This window comes from Serratia sp. szju (assembly GCF_044594185.1).
GTDB lineage: Bacteria > Pseudomonadota > Gammaproteobacteria > Enterobacterales > Enterobacteriaceae > Serratia > Serratia bockelmannii.
The window spans coordinates 275,036-293,359 of the sequence record NZ_CP172576.1 but is presented as its reverse complement, the minus strand read 5'-3'; the positions used below and the strand labels follow the sequence as shown (position 1 = coordinate 293,359).

At 61.4% G+C, this 18,324-nt stretch carries 14 protein-coding genes; 8 read left to right on the top strand and 6 right to left on the bottom strand.

All coding sequences use genetic code 11. The features are described from left to right. Positions 1-5 precede the first annotated feature (5 nt). Positions 6-239 carry a type II toxin-antitoxin system Phd/YefM family antitoxin gene (locus tag RE418_RS01450; protein ID WP_089180592.1) on the top strand — a complete coding sequence of 78 codons (234 nt, stop codon included), beginning with the start codon at positions 6-8 and terminating at the stop codon, positions 237-239. Beyond that, on the top strand, positions 236-622 hold the full coding sequence (locus tag RE418_RS01445) for a type II toxin-antitoxin system VapC family toxin (protein ID WP_049206211.1): 387 nt from the start codon (positions 236-238) through the stop codon (positions 620-622). The genes RE418_RS01450 and RE418_RS01445 overlap by 4 nt, the downstream gene beginning before the upstream one ends. Here RE418_RS01445 and licT read toward each other — a convergent pair. From licT to sbcD, 3 genes are all read right to left on the bottom strand, one after another. Then, positions 619-1,467, bottom strand: a complete 849-nt coding sequence (gene licT, locus RE418_RS01440; RefSeq protein WP_049206210.1) for a BglG family transcription antiterminator LicT — start codon at positions 1,465-1,467, stop codon at positions 619-621. The genes RE418_RS01445 and licT overlap by 4 nt on opposite strands. A 232-nt stretch (positions 1,468-1,699) precedes the next feature. After that, the gene (gene sbcC / locus RE418_RS01435; protein WP_399675726.1) at positions 1,700-4,951 is read right to left on the bottom strand and encodes an exonuclease subunit SbcC; all 3,252 of its coding nucleotides are present in this window, start codon (positions 4,949-4,951) and stop codon (positions 1,700-1,702) included. Beyond that, positions 4,948-6,180, bottom strand: a complete 1,233-nt coding sequence (gene sbcD, locus RE418_RS01430; RefSeq protein ID WP_089180594.1) for an exonuclease subunit SbcD — start codon at positions 6,178-6,180, stop codon at positions 4,948-4,950. Before sbcD ends, sbcC begins: the two co-directional genes overlap by 4 nt. A gap of 215 nt (positions 6,181-6,395) precedes the next feature. On the opposite strand from sbcD, the gene phoB reads away from it, so the two are divergent. The 5 genes from phoB to proY all read left to right on the top strand — a co-directional run bounded on the left by phoB (position 6,396) and on the right by proY (position 12,685). Then, positions 6,396-7,085: a phosphate response regulator transcription factor PhoB gene (gene phoB, locus RE418_RS01425; protein WP_004940438.1), complete on the top strand. Its 690-nt coding sequence runs from the start codon at positions 6,396-6,398 to the stop codon at positions 7,083-7,085. Between the two features lie 24 nt (positions 7,086-7,109). Then, positions 7,110-8,426, top strand: coding sequence for a phosphate regulon sensor histidine kinase PhoR (gene phoR, locus RE418_RS01420; protein ID WP_025301740.1), 1,317 nt, complete (start codon positions 7,110-7,112; stop codon positions 8,424-8,426). A 14-nt stretch (positions 8,427-8,440) separates the two neighbouring features. Continuing rightward, positions 8,441-9,403, top strand: a complete 963-nt coding sequence (locus RE418_RS01415; RefSeq protein ID WP_025301741.1) for a PstS family phosphate ABC transporter substrate-binding protein — start codon at positions 8,441-8,443, stop codon at positions 9,401-9,403. 485 nt (positions 9,404-9,888) lie between these two features. Beyond that, positions 9,889-11,205 carry a branched-chain amino acid transport system II carrier protein gene (brnQ, locus tag RE418_RS01410; RefSeq protein WP_025301742.1) on the top strand — a complete coding sequence of 439 codons (1,317 nt, stop codon included), beginning with the start codon at positions 9,889-9,891 and terminating at the stop codon, positions 11,203-11,205. A 73-nt stretch (positions 11,206-11,278) separates the two neighbouring features. Then, positions 11,279-12,685 (top strand): proline-specific permease ProY, encoded by a 1,407-nt coding sequence (proY, locus tag RE418_RS01405; RefSeq protein ID WP_025301743.1) that lies wholly within the window; start codon positions 11,279-11,281, stop codon positions 12,683-12,685. Between the two features lie 32 nt (positions 12,686-12,717). Here the strand turns inward: proY and RE418_RS01400 are convergent, their stop codons facing one another. Beyond that, on the bottom strand, positions 12,718-12,981 hold the full coding sequence (locus RE418_RS01400) for a hypothetical protein (RefSeq protein WP_089180595.1): 264 nt from the start codon (positions 12,979-12,981) through the stop codon (positions 12,718-12,720). Between the two features lie 132 nt (positions 12,982-13,113). Next, entirely contained in the window at positions 13,114-14,370 is a 1,257-nt protein-coding gene (locus RE418_RS01395; RefSeq protein WP_049295136.1) for a mechanosensitive ion channel family protein, read from the bottom strand. A 247-nt stretch (positions 14,371-14,617) separates the two neighbouring features. Here RE418_RS01395 and malZ point away from each other — a divergent pair, with 247 nt between their 5' ends. Then, the gene (gene malZ, locus RE418_RS01390) at positions 14,618-16,441 is read left to right on the top strand and encodes a maltodextrin glucosidase (RefSeq protein ID WP_089180596.1); all 1,824 of its coding nucleotides are present in this window, start codon (positions 14,618-14,620) and stop codon (positions 16,439-16,441) included. 53 nt (positions 16,442-16,494) lie between these two features. On the opposite strand, the gene ggt is transcribed toward malZ, so the two are convergent. Then, entirely contained in the window at positions 16,495-18,258 is a 1,764-nt protein-coding gene (ggt, locus tag RE418_RS01385) for a gamma-glutamyltransferase (RefSeq protein WP_089180597.1), read from the bottom strand. Positions 18,259-18,324: the final 66 nt, after the last annotated feature.

Here is an 18,324-nt window from a genome sequence, read left to right as displayed (position 1 = left end):
CGCGTATGTCGATTCAGGCCAATATGCACGAAGCCAAATCCAATCTGAGCCAGTTGGCGGACAGAGCCGCGGAGGGAGAAACCGTGATTATTGCAAAAGCAGGGAAGCCGTACGTACAGCTGGTCGCCATCAAGGGGGAAGCGCGCCGCCCTGGCGCCGCCAAGGGCAAGTTCACCGTGCCGGCGGATTTCAACGCCGAGGATGCGGCCATTGCGGCGTTGTTTGAGGGCGATGCATGAAGCGCCTGTTGCTGGATACCCACGCGTTGCTGTGGTGGCTGATCGATGACGCCTGCCTGGGCGCGAACGCCAAAAGGCAGATCGCCGATCCGGGCAATGCGGTGTACGTCAGCGCGGCCAGCATTTGGGAGATCTCGATCAAGCAGGCGCTGGGCAAACTGGCGCTGCCGGAAGATATCTTTGCGATCATCGAGGCCGAAGATTTTCTGTCGCTGCCGATGGACGCCTTTCACTGCCAACAGGCCGGGCAGTTGCCGCCCTATCATCAGGATCCTTTCGATCGCATGCTGATCGCACAGGCGCAGGCCGAAGGGCTGACGCTGGTCTCCGCCGACGCGGTGTTTCCGCAGTACGGCGTGCGGGTAGCCGACGCTCGCCGTTAAGCCGGCTTTTCCTCGCTTTCGCTGCGCACCCGTTCGATATGAATGGTCAGAAACATCATCTCTTCCGTGGTGAGCTGATGCTGATAGTGCTTTTCGATGTGGCGGTTGATCTTACCGGCGCAGGCGAATGACTCGCGGTACTTCTCTTTCACCACCTGATAGAGCGAGTCGTCGTCGCTGTCGACGTAGTTTTTCCCCAGCAGGCGCTGGGCGAAGAATTTCAAATGGGTGACGAAACGGTGGTAGCTCAGGGATTCCTCGTTGTAATCAAAGCGGAAATGGTATTTGACCAGGTTGAGGATCTCTTGCATCACGCGGGTAATATGCAGCGTGTTGTGCATCTCGTCGTTAAGCTGGGCGTTGACCAGGTGTAGGGCGATAAATCCGGCTTCGTCCTCCGGCAACGCGGTGTCCAGCCGTTGGGCGATCAGGGCCAGCGCCTCCAGCCCGACGGCGAACTCGGCCGGATAGAGCTTTTTAATCTCCCACAGCAACGCATTTTTGATATCCAGCCCTTGCGCATGGCGCTGCAGGGCGAAGTGGATGTGATCGGTCAGCGTGATGTAGACGATGTTATGCAACTTGCCCGGCAGGCGTTCGCGGGCGAGAGTAATGATCTTGTCGGCGGTGGTGACGCAGGCTAATGGGATCTCGGCGAGCAGCTCTTTATAGCGCTCGGCGGTTTCTCCGCCGTTATGGGTGAATACCTTTTCGATCAGGCTTTCGTCCAGCGTATCGCCGAGCTTCTTTTTAAAGCCGATTCCTTTTCCCATCACCACCGTCTCTTCCTGACGGTCGTCCAGCGTAATCACCACGTTATTATTGAGTATTTTAGCGATTTTCATGGTTTTTCCCGGTGTTTCAGCATCCTGAAAACGAAAAAACCTGACGCCCGGAAGCGATCCCGGGTGTCAGGTTTTGCCTGTATTTTATGTTTCTTCCCTGCGGCCCTGAGCGGCGGAGGGGATACAGTAACAATCCTATTATGTTGGCATAATAACCCGTGCCCGCCGCGGCTCAACGCTTTTCACTGCGGAGTGCCGCCGCGGTCACACTTCTGCGCCGCGCGCCGCGGGATCATTCCAGCCTGAAATGCGCCTCCAGCCGGCTGACGCCGAGCCCGTTGACCTTTTTCACCTTGATCTGCACCGGAATACGTTCTTTCATCGCCTCGACGTGGCTGATCACGCCGATGGTTTTGCCGGAGGCATTCAGGCTGTCCAGCGCGTCCAGCGCGGTATCGAGGGTTTCGGCGTCTAGCGTGCCGAAGCCTTCGTCGAGGAACAGCGAGTCGATGCTGGTTTTGTGGCTGACCAGATCGGACAACGCCAGCGCCAGCGCCAGGCTGACCAGGAAGCTCTCACCGCCGGACAGGGTGCGGGTATCGCGCAGCGCGTCCGCCTGCCAGGTGTCCACCACCTGCAGCTCCAGCGCATCGCTGGTTTTGCGCTGAAGCAGATAGCGCCCATGCAGCCGGCCGAGTTGCTGGTTAGCCAGATAGACCAGATGATCGAGCGTTAACCCCTGAGCGAAGCGGCGGAACTTGTCGCCTTCTTTCGAGCCGATCAGCTGGTTGAGGTAGCTCCAGTCGTCGTAGTCTTGCTGACTGCGGGCGATCTGCTCGAACAGCGCCTGCTGATTAAGGCGACGGGCGGCGTCGCTTTCCAACTGGTTGCGCAGTTCACCCTGGCGCAGCTGCAACGTTTTCAACTGCTGTGCCAACTCGGCCAGCGATTGGGTGAGCGCGTCGAGATCCGTGTTGGCTTCATCCACCCCCTCAGGGCGGTTCAGCCGATGCTGCTCCAGCGTTTGCGTCGCCTGCGTCAGCAGGGCTGCGGCCTCTACCTGCCGCTGTTGCAGTTGCTCTCTACGCTGCTGCAATTCGCGGCGCAGTGTGTCGTCCAGCAGCGCGGCGGTGAAGGCGGTTTCATCAGCGAATTCGCTGTCGGCCAGCGCCTGCTGCCACTGCTGCTGCGCCTGCTGCAGCCGCTCCTGCATCTGGGTGTGTTGTTGTTGTAACCCGGCCTGCTGGCCGGTCAGGCGCTCGCGCAGTTCCTGCGCCTTTTGCCACTGTTCGGCGGCCTGTAAGCTGGCCTGTTCACAGGCGGTTTGTTTGGCGCGCAGCTGTTCCCGCACCTCGGCGACCCGCTGTTCGCCGAACAGCGCCAGCCGCTGCGCGCGCCGCTCTGCGAGGGTTTTCTCGCCTTCCTGCCAGCGTTGTTGCAGCTCTTGCTGCTGTTGCAGGCTGTCGGCGTGGGCTTTCTGCAGCAGCGTAAAGCGTTCTTCGAGCAACGCCAGCTTTTGCTGCGCCTGCTGCTGCTGCGTTTGCAGAGCGATGAGCGCGTCTTTCGCCTGCTGTACCGCCTGCGCCGCCTGTTCATGCTGCTGCAGCGCGTGCTGCCCGCGCCGTTCTTCGTCGTCGCAGCCGTTCAGCCAGGCGCTGAGTTGCTCGCCATCCGCCAGCGTAAAGTCGAACGCCAGCGGTGCGCTGAGCTGCAGCCACTGCTGCTGTTGGGCAGCCAACTGCTGTTCATCCTGCGCGATGGTTTGCTGTTGGCGTTGTTGCTGTTCCTGCAGGCCTTCGCAGCGGGTGCGCAACTCGGTGCCCTGGGTTTGCAGTTTCTCGGCGAGAGTACGCATCTCAACCAAACGCTGTTCCGTGGCCGAAGGCTGTACAGCCTGATACTGCTCTACTGCTGGATGGCTGGTGGAACCGCACAGTGGGCAGGGGGCACCGCTTTGCAGCAGGGCGCGCTCCGCTTCCAGACTGACGATGCGTTTTTCCAGTTCGTGGATCTGCTCCACTTCCTGCAGCTGCGCCTTGTGCTGTTTGAATTGCTGACGCGCGCTCTCCAACTGCTGTTGCAGCCCGGCGAGCTGCGTTTGCCGCTCGGCGTGCTCCGCCTGTTGCCTAGCCAGACGCCCGCGGGTCTGACGGTTAAGGGACGCCAGAGTAAACAGCTGCTGGCGTGTTGGGCGCAGATCCGCCAGGGCGCTCAGGCGTTGGCGCAGCGGGGCCAACGGCGTTTGCGCCTCCAGCGCCTGTTGCTGCTGTTGTTGAACGGCCAGCGCTTCGTTCAGCGCGTTCAACTGCTGCTGATGTAGTGCGCCCTGTGCCGTCAGCTGGCTGCGCTGAGCGGTGAGCTGCTCCAGCGTAGTTTGCTGCTGGGCGCACTGCTGCGTGGTGGCATCGGCGGCCTGTCGTCGCTCGGCCTGTGTCGACTGCAGTTGGGCTATTTGGTGGTCGAGCGGAGCGACCTGCTCGTCGATCAGCTGTTGCTGTTGCCGCATATGCTCGGCATGGGTTTGCTGCGCCTGGCGGGATTTCTCCACCGCCTGCTGCAGCGGGGTCAACTGCGCTGACTGCTGTTCCTGCTGTTGCGCCAACAGAGCCGCTTGCTGTTGTATCGTCTGCAGCTCGGCGCGGCAGCGATCGCGTTCACCGCGCAGCGGCCGCAATTTCTCGGCCGGCTCGTTGAGCGCCAGCCGCTGCAGCTGTGGGGCAGCCTCTGCCTGCTCGCGCTGGGCGGTGTCCAGCCGCAATTGCCCCTCGTTTTGCTGTTGCCGGAGGCGTTGCCATTGTTGCAGCCAGCTCAGCGCCTGTTGCTGTCGCTGGGTTTGCTCGCCGAGGGCGATTTCCTGCGCGCTCAGCGCCGTCAGCTGTTCGGTCAGAGACTGGCGCTGCTCGTCGTTCAGCAGTTCGATGCCGCTGGCGCGTTGATGCAACGCATCCAGGTCGGTTTTGGCCTGCTTGTGCGACTCGAACACCTGTTCGGACAGTCGCCCGTAGATTTCGGTGCCGGTCAGCTCTTCCAGCAGTTCGGCGCGATCGTTGGCATCGGCATTGAGGAAGGCGGCGAACTGCCCCTGAGACAGCATCATCGATTTGGTGAAGCGGCCGAAGTCCAGTCCGGTGATGGTTGCGGTAAGCTCCAGCTTGTCGCGCACCTTGTCCGCCAGGATCTTGCCGTCCTCGCGGCGCGCCAGTTCGACCTTCGGCGCCTGCAGATTGCCGTCCGGCGCATTCTTGGCGCGGCGCTGGCTCCAGAAGGCGCGATAGCCGACGCCCTTGACCTCGAACTCGACCTCCGCCAGCGACTCGGCGGTGTGGCGGGTCATCAGCTCATTCTGGCTCGGCGTGACGTTGAGGCGCGGCGTTTGGTGGTACAGCGCCAGGCAAATGGCGTCCAGCAGGGTGGTTTTGCCCGCGCCGGTCGGGCCGGTAATGGCGAACAGGCCGTTGCTGGCGAAAGGCTCGGCGGTGAAGTCAATTTTCCATTCGCCCTGCAGCGAGTTGAGGTTTTTTAACCGCAGGCTGAGGATCTTCATGGGTTGGTCTCCTCAGGATTGTGCTGCACCGCATCGACCACCTGGCGGAACAGTTGGTGCATCCGCCGTTGGCGTGCTTCGGGCATGTCGGCCTCCTGCGCCAGGCGCCGTTCGAACACCTCGTTGACGCTCAGTTCGTTCAGCGTTTCCTTATCCTGCTGCGCGATTGCCTGGCGGCGCTGCTCTTTGCTGCGCCGCAACAGCACCACTTCCACCGGCAGCTCATCCGCCATCAGTTGGATGCGGCGCTGAATATCGCTGAGGTAGTCCTGCGTCGCCACTTCGATATCCAGCCACACCGGCAGCTCGCCGGCATAGTCGGCAAATTGCCGCAGTTGCCGTTCGATCTCGGCCAGATCCCCTTTGATCAGCTGCATGGGCTGGAACTGCGGGATCGTTAACGCATCTACCTGCTGGAGGGCTCCGTCGGCGAAATCGACCAGGAAGACGCTTTTGGCTTTGCCCAGCTCATCGAAGCTGAGCGGGATCGGTGAGCCGCTATAGCGAATATGCTCTGACTTGGCGACGTTCTGCGCGCGGTGAATGTGGCCGAGCGCGATGTAATCGGCGGGCGGGAAGGCCTGCGCCGGGAAGGCGTCCAGAGTGCCGATATAGATGTCGCGCACCGAGTCGGAGGTGGTGACGCCGACGGTGGTCAGGTGGCCGGTGGCGACGATCGGCAGCGGCAAGCCCAGCTGGTCGCGGCGCTCGCAGGCCGCCTGATACAGCGTCTGATAATGTTCGGCGATGGCTTCCTGCAGCGCCTGCTGTTTCTGCGCGCCGGATTCGCCGGCGCGGCTGGTAAGCAGATCGCGCGGCCGTAGGAACGGGATGGCGCACAGCACCGCGCCCGGCTGGCCGTCGCGCTGGTTAAGCACCACGATCTGCTGTTCGGCCGCGCCTTGCGCGCTCGCGATCACCGTGGTGTTCAGGCAGGAGAGCAGTTCCCGCGATTCGTTCAGCGTCGCCACCGAATCGTGGTTGCCGCCCAACACGACCAACTGGCAGCCGGTGCGCTGCAGTTCCACCACGAAGCGGTTGTACAGCTCGCGGGCATAGCTGGGTGGTGAGCCGGTATCGAACAGATCCCCGGCGACGATCAGCGCATCCACCTGTTGCTGTTCGATCTGTTCGATCAGCCAGTTCAGAAAAGCCTGGTGCTCGGCGGCGCGGCTTTTGGTGAAAAAGTACTGGCCAAGGTGCCAGTCAGAGGTGTGGATCAGGCGCATGACACTCCCGGATGCAAAGATAATGGCGATGATTATAAAGGCCGCGGCGGCGGCTGTCCCGGCGCAATGATGATGACAACCGGATGATTTTTCTTTACTGCGGGAAATAATCGCTATGCTTACTGCCTATAACAGCCGGTTTTTTTCATAAAAGTGTCACAAAACTGACGCATAATGGCGCCCGAAAAGTCGCTAACACATTGGCAGGATTGACGATGGCAAGACGCATACTGGTGGTGGAAGACGAAGCGCCGATCCGTGAGATGGTGTGCTTTGTGTTGGAACAAAATGGTTACCAACCGTTGGAAGCCGAGGATTATGACAGCGCCGTGACGCGTCTGTCTGAGCCGTTCCCTGATTTGGTGTTGCTTGACTGGATGTTGCCCGGCGGTTCCGGCATTCAGTTTATCAAACATATGAAGCGCGAAGCGCTGACCCGCGATATTCCGGTCATGATGCTGACCGCGCGCGGGGAAGAGGAAGACCGCGTGCGCGGCCTGGAAGTGGGGGCGGATGATTACATTACCAAGCCGTTCTCGCCCAAGGAGCTGGTGGCGCGCATCAAGGCGGTCATGCGCCGCATTTCACCGATGGCGGTGGAAGAAGTGATTGAAATGCAAGGCCTGAGCCTGGACCCGTCCTCCCACCGCGTGATGGCGAACGATCAGGCGTTGGACATGGGGCCGACCGAGTTCAAGCTGCTGCACTTCTTTATGACCCACCCGGAGCGGGTTTATAGCCGTGAGCAGTTGCTTAATCACGTCTGGGGCACTAACGTTTATGTGGAAGACCGTACCGTTGACGTGCATATCCGTCGGCTCCGCAAAGCGTTAGAAACCAGTGGGCATGATAAAATGGTTCAAACCGTTCGGGGCACCGGCTACCGGTTCTCAACGCGCTACTGATCGCGCTGCGCTGGAGAATATGCCGTGTTAGAACGTCTGTCGTGGAAGAGGCTGGCTCTGGAGCTGGCTCTTTTTTGTTTGCCCGCCTTACTGCTGGGGCTGATTTTCGGTTATCTGCCCTGGTTCCTGCTGGCCTCCGCGCTGGCTGCGCTGGTGTGGAATTTCTACAACCAGCTCAAACTCTCCCATTGGCTGTGGATTGACCGCAGCATGACGCCGCCGCCCGGCCGCTGGAGCTGGGAACCGCTGTTCTATGGCCTGTATCAGATGCAGCAGCGCAATCGCCGCCGACGGCGCGAGCTGGCGCTGCTGATCAAGCGCTTTCGCAGCGGGGCCGAATCGTTGCCTGACGCGGTGGTGATGACCACCGTCGAGGGCAATATCTTCTGGTGCAACGGGCTGGCGCAGCATCTGCTCGGCTTCCGCTGGCCGGAAGACAACGGCCAGCACATCCTCAACCTGCTGCGCTATCCGGAATTCAGCCACTACTTGCAACAGCAGGAGTTTTCACGCCCGCTGACGCTGCAGCTGAACAACGAACACTACGTCGAATTCCGCGTGATGCCGTATTCCGAAGGGCAACTGCTGATGGTGGCGCGCGACGTCACCCAGATGCGCCAGCTGGAGGGCGCGCGGCGCAACTTCTTCGCCAACGTCAGCCATGAGCTGCGCACGCCGCTGACGGTGCTGCAGGGCTACCTGGAGATGATGGGCGACGAAGAGCAGGACGGTTCGCTGCGCAGCAAGGCGCTCGGCACCATGCAAGAGCAGACCCGCCGGATGGACGGGCTGGTCAAGCAACTGCTGACGCTGTCGCGCATCGAGGCGGCGCCCAATGTCGACATGAACGAGCGGGTGGATATCCCGCTGATGCTGCGGGTGTTGCAGCGCGAGGCGCAATCGCTGAGCGGCGGCAATCATGAGATCACCTTCCGGGTGAACGAACAGCTCAACGTGTTCGGCAATGAAGACCAGTTGCGCAGCGCGGTGTCTAACCTGGTGTACAACGCGGTCAACCACACGCCGAAGGGCACCCACATCGAAGTGAGCTGGCAGCAGACGGCGCACGGCGCGCAGTTCCAGGTCAGCGACAACGGGCCGGGCATCGCCGCCGAGCACCTGCCGCGCCTGACCGAGCGTTTTTACCGCGTCGACAAGGCCCGCTCGCGCCAGACCGGCGGCAGCGGGCTGGGGCTGGCGATCGTCAAGCACGCGCTCAGCCATCACGACGCGCGGCTGGAGATCCTCAGCGAACCAGGGATCGGCACCCGCTTTATCTTTACCTTACCCAATCGGTTGATTGTTCCCGCCGCTTTATCAGAGAATGCGGTGAAAAATTAACGCGAGACACCGGTATGACCCGAATAACCCGAGGGCTGTTGCTTTGCCTGGCGCTGCTGGCCGGGCGCGGCGCGCTGGCGCAGCCCGACGGCATGCTGGCGGGCAACCTGTCCAGCGTCGGTTCCGACACCCTGGCGAATCTGATGGCGCTATGGGCGCAGGATTTCAGCCAGCATTATCCCAACGTTAACCTGCAGATCCAGGCCGCCGGATCGTCGACCGCGCCGACCGCGTTGGCGGCGGGCGCCGCGCAGCTGGGCCCGATGAGCCGGCCGATGAAGGCCGCCGAGGTTTCGGCGTTCGAACACCGTTACGGCTATGCGCCGCTGGCGGTGCCGGTAGCAGTGGATGCGCTGGTGGTGTTAGTGCATCAGGACAACCCGCTGCGCGGCCTCAATCTGCAGCAGCTCGATCGCATTTTCTCCGCCACCCGGCGCTGCGGCGAAAGCAAACCGCTGACGCGCTGGGGCGAGCTGGGGCTGAGTGGCGACTGGGCGACGCGTTCGCTGCAGCGTTTCGGCCGCAACTCGGCGTCCGGCACCTACGGCTATTTCAAACTGCGTGCGCTGTGCGGCGGCGATTTTATGCCGCGCGTCAATGAGCTGCCCGGTTCAGCCTCGGTGGTGCAGGCGGTGGCCGGTTCGCTCAACGGCATCGGCTACGCCAGCATCGGTTTTCGCGCCAGCGGCGTGCGGCTGCTGCCGTTGGCGGAGTCGGGAGAGGACTATGTTGCCCCTACCGCCGCCAACGTGCGCAACGATCGCTACCCGCTGTCGCGCTATCTGTATATCTACATCAACAAAGCCCCTAATCAACCGCTGGAGCCGCTGACCGCCGCGTTCCTCGACCGCGTGCTGTCGACTGCCGGGCAGAGCCTGGTCAATCACGACGGCTATCTGCCGCTGCCGCCGGGCGCCCTGCAGAAGACCCGTCAGGCGCTTGGGTTGCCACCGCTCGCGCCGGCCATGATGAAATAACCGACAAAATGCGACGTAATTTTCGCCTTTTTTCACGGCCAAACGAAGCTCGTGCCACGCGAAAATCGGGCTTATATTGGCGTTTTCGCGCGGTAAAGTGATATATGCTTCACGTTTCGTGAATCTGCTGTTCAAAAATGATACAAATCATGTAGTGTATATTTATTGATAGCCAATATGATCGACTGGTGGCTAAAGTTTATATGGTCGATAGCTCTGCTTTTCGCCGTGCGTCTTGCCTTGAAGCGCTATAAACGTTTACCTTAGCCCTCGTTGTCGGATTAAACCTCCATTTTTATAACTCCTAAAATTTTGCCCATCTTCATGAGCGGCCACTTTCGAATAGGGACATAAACGCCGGATCGACTGCGTTTAGGGTGCTTATTTGGCGCTGCAACGTTAGGGCATGCCGGCAACCGGGTGGGGCGTTACGCCACCACGCTATCGGACCATTTTTTTCATTTGAACAGGCAACACGACATCGTATGAGTCATCGTTTAACGTCAAAAGATATCCTGGCACTGGGTTTCATGACCTTTGCCTTATTCGTTGGGGCCGGGAACATCATCTTCCCGCCGATGGTCGGCTTGCAGTCCGGTGAACACGTCTGGACCGCAGCGCTGGGCTTCCTGATCACCGCCGTGGGTCTGCCGGTCATCACCGTCATCGCGTTGGCGCGCGTCGGCGGCGGCATCGACGCCCTCAGTTCGCCGATCGGCCGCGGCGCCGGCCTGCTGCTGGCGACCGTCTGCTACCTGGCCGTCGGCCCGCTGTTCGCCACGCCGCGCACCGCCACCGTATCCTTTGAAGTGGGCATTGCCCCGCTGACCGGCGACGGCACCATGCCGCTGTTCATCTACAGCCTGGTGTACTTCGCGCTAGTGATCGGCATCTCCCTGTATCCGGGCCGTCTGCTCGATACCGTCGGCCACGTGCTGGCGCCGCTGAAGATCGTGGCGCTGGCCGTACTGGGCATCGCCGCGCTGCTGTGGCCTGCCGGCGCGCCGATCCCGGCGACGGCGGCTTACCAGAGCGTGCCTTTCTCCTCCGGCTTCGTTAACGGCTATCTGACCATGGATACGCTGGGGGCGCTGGTATTCGGCATCGTTATCGTCAACGCGGCGCGTTCACGTGGCGTGAAAGACGCCGGTCTGTTGACTCGTTACACCATTCTGGCCGGTTTGATCGCCGGCGTGGGCCTGACGCTGGTTTACCTGAGCCTGTTCAAGCTGGGCTCCGGCAGCGGCGCGCTGGTGCCTGACGCCACCAACGGCGCGGTGATCCTGCACGCTTACGTTCAGAACACCTTCGGCGGTTTGGGCAGCTTCTTCCTGGCGGCGCTGATCTTCATCGCCTGCATGGTGACCGCGGTAGGCCTGACCTGCGCCTGCGCCGAGTTCTTCGCGCAATATCTGCCGTTCTCGTACAAGACGCTGGTGTTTATCCTGGGCCTGTTCTCGATGGTGGTGTCCAACCTCGGCCTGAGCCACCTGATCCAGATCTCCATTCCGGTGCTGACCGCGATTTACCCGCCGTGCATCGTGCTGGTGGTGCTGAGCTTCACCCTGCGTTGGTGGCACAGCGCGCCGCGCATCATCGCGCCGGTGATGCTTGTCAGCCTGTTGTTTGGTATCCTTGACGCGGTGAAAGCGTCCAGCTTCCAGCAGCTGCTGCCGGCCTGGACCACTCACCTGCCGCTGGCGGAGCAGGGGTTGGCATGGTTGCCGCCTTCGCTGCTGATGCTGGCGCTGGTCGCGATTTATGATCGGGTGTGCACGCGTTCCCAAGTGACCGCGCACTGATAATCCCCCGGCTTAATCTAGGGCCACGGACATGTCCGTGGCTTTTTTACGTTTAAAACTATGGGTCATTTTCATGCAACAACAGTCACCCACCACTGTCCCCGACAATAAGCTGAAACGCGGCCTCAGCACGCGTCATATCCGCTTTATGGCGTTGGGGTCAGCCATCGGCACCGGGTTGTTCTACGGCTCGGCGGACGCCATCAAAATGGCCGGCCCGAGCGTGCTGCTGGCTTACCTGATCGGCGGCATCGTGGCCTTCATCATCATGCGCGCATTGGGGGAGATGTCGGTCAACAACCCGCAGGCCAGCTCATTTTCCCGCTACGCGCAGGACTACCTCGGCCCGATGGCGGGTTACATCACCGGCTGGACTTACTGCTTTGAAATCCTGATTGTCGCCATCGCCGACGTGACCGCCTTCGGCATCTATATGGGGGTCTGGTTCCCGGAAGTGCCGCACTGGATCTGGGTGCTGAGCGTGGTGCTGATCATTGGCGCCATCAACCTGATGAGCGTCAAGGTATTCGGCGAACTGGAATTCTGGTTCTCGTTCTTCAAGGTCGCCACCATCATCATCATGATCGCAGCCGGCATCGGCATCATCATCTGGGGTATCGGCAACGGCGGGCAACCGACCGGTATTCATAACCTGTGGTCGAACGGCGGCTTCTTCAGCAACGGCTTTATCGGCATGATCCTGTCGCTGCAGCTGGTGATGTTCGCTTACGGCGGCATTGAAATTATCGGCATCACCGCCGGCGAAGCCAAAGATCCGAAAAAATCGATACCCAAAGCCATCAACTCGGTGCCGTGGCGCATTCTGGTGTTCTACGTCGGCACGCTGTTCGTCATTATGTCTATCTACCCGTGGAACCAGGTGGGCACCAACGGCAGCCCGTTCGTGCTGACCTTCCAGCATATGGGCATCACCGTGGCGGCAGGCATCCTCAACTTCGTGGTGATTACCGCGTCGCTGTCGGCGATTAACAGCGACGTGTTCGGCGTCGGCCGCATGCTGCACGGCATGGCTGAGCAGGGCCACGCGCCGAAGATGTTCAGCAAGGTGTCGAAGCGCGGCATTCCTTGGGTGACGGTAGTGGTGATGATGTTGGCGCTGCTGCTGGCGGTATACCTCAACTACATCATGCCGGAGAGCGTGTTCCTGGTGATCGCCTCCCTGGCGACCTTCGCCACCGTGTGGGTGTGGATCATGATCCTGTTCTCGCAAATTGCCTTCCGCCGCAGCCTGAGCAAAGAGCAGGTGAAACAGCTGGCGTTCCCACTGCGCGGTGGGGTATTTACCTCGGTGGTGGCGATCGTGTTCCTGGTGTTCATCATCGGCCTGATCGGCTACTTCCCGACCACGCGCGTCTCGCTGTACGCCGGCCTGGTCTGGGTGGTATTGCTGCTGGCGGGATACTGGTTCAAGGTCAACCATCAGAAAAAACGCGCGCCGTTGGCGACGCAGCAAGACTAAATGGAAAAACACCGGCTAAGGCCGGTGTTTTTTTAGCGTTGGTCTTCCACTTCATCCTCCCCGGCGGCGCGCGCTTCGATGCGTACGCCGCCGTCGTTCAGCCGTTCCTCTTCTTCCTCGCCGGCGCAGCGCGCCAGCACTTCGCGAATGTCCTGCAGGTTGCTGCTGAGTGCACTCAGCGAAGGTTGCAGATTGCGGGGCATGCGGCTTTCATCCAGCGACGCGCTGTGCAGGCAGCCGATAAACAGCAGGGTGGCCAGCAGGGTAAACAGCCGGTGACGTAACCGTTTCAGCAAGGGCTTTCCCTCTCGGTAGTGAAGGTGATGGCGCATTAACGCCGTTTTCGCCGGGGAAAAGAAGGGGATGGAGATATCTGCTGGCAATTGAAAGAGAATAATTACCAGCAGACACAGTTACGTCAGCCGACGTCAGGAAGCGTTCGCGCTTTGTCGCAGCATGCCGCGCAGGTCGTTGCCGGTTGGCGTTTGATGCACGCGCAGGCCGAACTCGTCGATCACCGCCAGGAGATGGTCGAAAATATCCGCCTGAATGCTTTCGTACTCCGCCCAGACCGTGGTGTTGGTAAAGGCGTAGATTTCCAGCGGCAGGCCCTCCGGCGTCGGCGCCAGCTGGCGCACCATCAGCGTCATATTCTGGTGAATGCGCGGGTGAGCGCGCAGGTAGGCTTCCAGATAGGCGCGCAGCGTGCCGAGGTTGGTCAGGCGGCGGCCGTTGAGCGGCGAGGCCAGATCGACGGCGATCTCCTGGTTATGCTGGCTCAGCTCCTGGGTCTTGACGTTCAGGTAGCTGTGCAGCAGCGGGTTGCGCTGCAGGCGGCGCTGTTCCTCTTCCGACAGGAAGTGCACGCTGCCGGTGTCGATATTCAGGCTGCGCTTGATGCGGCGCCCGCCGGATTCCGACATCGACCGCCAGTTCTTGAACGAGTCGGAGATCAGCGCGTAGGTAGGAATAGTGGTGACGGTGTTGTCCCAGTTACGCACTTTGACCGTGGTCAGGCCGATGTCGGTGACCGCGCCGTCGGCGCCGTATTTCGGCATTTCCAGCCAGTCGCCGATCTTCAGCATATCGTTGGCGGAGAGCTGAATGCCGGCCACCAGCCCGAGGATCGGATCCTTGAACACCAACATCAAGACCGCGGTCATGGCACCCAGGCCGCTGAGCAGCAGCAGCGGCGATTTGCCCATCAGCAACGAAACGATCATGATGCCGATCAGGATCGCCGCCACCAGTTTCAGGCCCTGGAAAATGCCGCGCAGCGGCAGCTGATTGGCGATCGGACTTTGGCGCAGCAGCGCCAGCAGCGTATCCAGCAGCGAGAACAGCGACAGCAGGGTGAAGGCGAGGATCCACACCTGCGCGGCGGTGACGATCACCGCCTGGGTTTGGCTGCCGCTCTGCAACCACAGCGTCGCCTGGATGCTGATGATCACCCCTTGCAGCAGCAGCGCCACGCGCTGGAACAGTTTGTATTGGGTGATGGCCTGTTGCCAGACGCGCTGCGATTGCTGGCCGCGGCGCTGAAGGGCGGCCAACACCACCCGGTGCAGCACCAGGTGGATCACCACCGAGATCAGGACAATCAACCCCAATACCATCAACAGCGACATCACTCCGCCGAATTCCAAACCAAACTGTTCCAGCCAGCGCGTTATCTGTTGTTGCATTACCGCTCCTTAAAAAATGCGCAAAAAATATCCTGTAAGCTCAAAACGCGTTAGCCTAAGGGGTAACGTGAAGGATTTGTGCCTGTTTACCTTTTTTTACATCGAGTTAGCGTTATTTTTCGGTCTCCGCCCCCCGGCTCATCCCTGGGTTTTGCGGCCAGAGAGGAGGGGGAGTTGCACTTAACGTGGCATTGTTCGCTTCTTGAAGAACGCCGTCGATTTCGTTTGGTACAGCAGGAGAAACAGTATGCTTAACGCCTGGCATCAACCGGTCCCGCCTTTTGTGGTGAAGCAAGGGCAACGTTTGGATATCACGCTGTGGTTACAGGGGGATGAACTGCCGGAACGGGTGTTTTTGCGCGCCGAACCGGACAACGAAGAGTGGCTGTTGGTGATGAAAGCGCAGCGCTACGAGGGGATGCGGCGCTACCAGGCCAGCCTGACGCTGAATGAGGGCGAGCCGACGCGGCGTTACTGCTTCAAGCTGCTGTGGGCCGATCGCCAGCAGTGGTTCGGCCCGCAGGGCTGGTCGCCAACGCCGCCGGGCCAGCTGGCGCAGTTCGCCGTCGACGAGCCCGACCATGGCCCCGAGTGGGTGGCGGATCAGCTGTTCTACCAGATTTTCCCCGATCGCTTCGCCAGCAGCGGCGGCGAGCACGGCATCCAAAGCGGCAGCTACCGCCATCACGCGGCCGGTGCCGAGGTGATTCGGCGCGACTGGCAGCATCCGCTGGAGGATCGTCACGCCGCCTCGACCTTTTACGGCGGCGATCTGGACGGCATCTGCGCCAAACTGCCGTATTTGCAGCAGCTGGGCGTGACCGCGCTGTATCTGAACCCGATTTTTACCGCGCCGAGCGTGCATAAGTACGATACCGAGGACTATTACCAGGTCGATCCGCACTTTGGCGGCAACGCGGCGCTGCAGCGTTTGCGAGTGAGCACTCACAAGGTGGGCATGAAACTGGTGCTGGACGGGGTATTCAACCACACCGGTGACTCGCATCCGTGGTTCGACCGCCATCGCCAGGGCGAAAACGGCGCCTGTCACCACCCCGATTCACCGTATCGCGGCTGGTTCAACTTTTACCCGGACGGCCGCGCGCTCGACTGGAAGGGCAACGCCAGCCTGCCGAAGCTCAACTTCGCCGAGCCGCAGGTGGCGGAAGCGATCTATCGCGGGGAAGGCAGCGTGGTGCGCCACTGGCTGCGCCCGCCGTACAGCATCGACGGTTGGCGGCTGGACGTGGTGCACATGCTGGGGGAGAACGGCGGTGCCACCGGCAACCTGCACCACCTGGCTGGCATCTATCAGGCGGTGAAGCAGGAGAATCCGCAGGCCTACGTATTGGGCGAACACTTCGGCGACGCGCGCCGCTGGCTGCACGCCGGCGTGGAGGATGCGGCGATGAACTACATGGGCTTTGCGCTGCCAGTGCGGGCGTTCTTGGCGGGGCTGGACGTGGCCTATCACCCGGTGCGGCTGGACGCCGCCGGGTGCGCGCAGTGGATGGACGGCTACCGCGCGGGGCTGCCGCACGGCCGCCAGCTGATCCAGTTCAATCAGCTGGACAGCCACGATACCGCGCGTTTCCTCACGCTGTTGCAGGGGAACGCGGCGCGCATGCAGATGGCGGCGGTGTGGTTGCTGAGCTGGATCGGCGTGCCTTGTCTCTATTACGGCGATGAGATTGGCCTGGACGGCGGCAACGATCCGTTCTGCCGCAAGCCGTTCCCGTGGGACGTCGGTGACTGGGAGCGGCCGCTGCTGGCGCTGTTCCAGCGTATGGCGGCGCTGCGTAAACAGAGTGTGGCATTGCGCCGCGGCGGCTGTCAGGTGCTGTATGCCAGCGGAGAAACGCTGGTGTTCGTGCGTCTGTATCAGCAGGAGCAGGTGTTGGTGGCGCTGCAGCGCGACGGCAGCGGCCAGGCGCAGCTGCCGCACAACCCGCTGTTGGCCCGCGGCCCGTGGCGGCGTGTGGAAGGGCGGGGAGAGTTGAGCGAAAAGGCCGGCGGGCTGCGCCTGCAGCTGGCGGAAGAGTCGGCCACCGTGTGGCGGTATGAAGGCTAAGGGAACTGCGGGGGCCGTAAGGCCCCCGCGATCAAGGTGAGTAGGCGTTTACATCAGTAACCGACCGCGGAGCCTGCCGGGCGACGCACGTCGTTGGCGCCGTACAGGTAACCTTCGCGCACTTTGCCGGAAACCGCCGAATCGTTGCCGGAGTTGGCCGGGCTGACGCCCGCCGCGCCCGGCAAACCGACCAGAATCAGTTCGGCGGCGCCCCATGGCGTTTGCTCGACCATCTTATAGCCCATGCCGCTCAGCAGCTTCAGCGTATCGGCGGAAACGCCGCGCTGTTCGTAGTACACCTCATCCGGCAACCATTGGTGATGGATGCGCGGTGCGTCCACCGCTTCCTGCGGCGCCATACCGTGGTCGATCACGTTCAACGCGGTCTGCAGGGTGATGGTGATGATGCGTGAGCCGCCCGGCGAGCCTAGCACCATAAAGATCTTGTTGTCCTTGGTCACCAGCGTCGGGCTCATCGACGATAGTGGGCGCTTACCGGGGGCAATGCTGTTGGCGGTGCCCTGCACCAGCCCGTACAGGTTTTTCTCGCCCACTTTCACCGTGAAGTCGTCCATCTCGTCGTTGAGGAAGAAGCCGGTGCCCGGTGCGATCACCACGGCGCCGAAGCGGCCGTTGACGGTATAGGTGGTGGAGACCGCGTTGCCGTCATGGTCGACGATCGAATAGTGGGTGGTTTCCGGCTTCTCATGCGGTTCCATGCCGGGCTGCACATTTTCCGACGGCGTGGCCTTGTCCGCGACGATTTTCTTGCGGATCTGCTCGGCGTAGCTCTTGCTCACCAGCCGGTCGATCGGGTTCTTGATGAATTCCGGGTCGCCGAGGTAGGTGTTGCGGTCCATGTAGGCATGGCGCATCGCCTCGGTCATGGTGTGAATGGCCGCCGCCGAGTTGAAGCCCATGCTTTTCAGGTCATAGCCTTCCACCACGTTGAGGATTTCGCACAGCGTGACGCCACCGGAGCTGGGAGGCGGCGCCGACACGAATTTGTAGCCGCGATAGCTGCAGGTGATCGGCGGCGTTTCGGTGACCTTGTAGTCGGCGAAGTCGGCGGCGGTCAAAATGCCGCCGCCCTGTTTGGCCGCCGCCTCCACCGCCTGTGGGATCTTGCCTTTGTAGAAGGCGTCGGTTCCCCCTTTGGCGATGGCTTCCAGCGTATTGGCCAGATCGGTTTGCACCAGTTTGTCCCCCGGCTGCAGCGGGCTGCCGTCCGGGCGCAGGAAGATTTTGGCCGACTCGGGATCCTGTTTGAAGCGCGCGATGGTGGTGTCGAGGATATCGGTATCGGCGCGGGTCAGCACAAAGCCTTCGCGCGCCAGCCTGATCGCCGGCGCCAGCACCTGTTCGCGGCTCAGTTTGCCGTACTTCTCACGCGCGGTTTCCATTCCCAGCACGGTGCCCGGTACGCCGGCCGCCAGATAGCCGTACAGGCTGGCGTCTTTCTTCACCTTGCCGTCGGCGTCCAGATACATGTTGGCGCTGGCCGCCGCCGGCGCGGTTTCGCGGAAGTTGATGAAGGTGTCGGTGCCGTCCGCCAGGTGGACGGTCATAAAGCCGCCGCCGCCGATGTTGCCGCAGCAGGGGTTCACCACCGCTTGCGCATAGCCGACCGCCACGGCGGCGTCGATGGCGTTGCCGCCCATCTTCAGGATATCCACCCCGACCTGCGAAGCCAGATGCTGCGAGGTGACCACCATGCCGTTTTTGGCTTCCACCGCTGGGTTGGATGCCGCATGCAGGCTGCCGCTGACCAGCAGCGCCGCCATGGTCAGGGGTTTGCTCCATTTCTGTAAAAACATAGTTATTCCTACCCTGTCAGTTTTTTATTGTGTTGTGTTTGCTTGCCGCTGTTCGCTTGCAAAGCG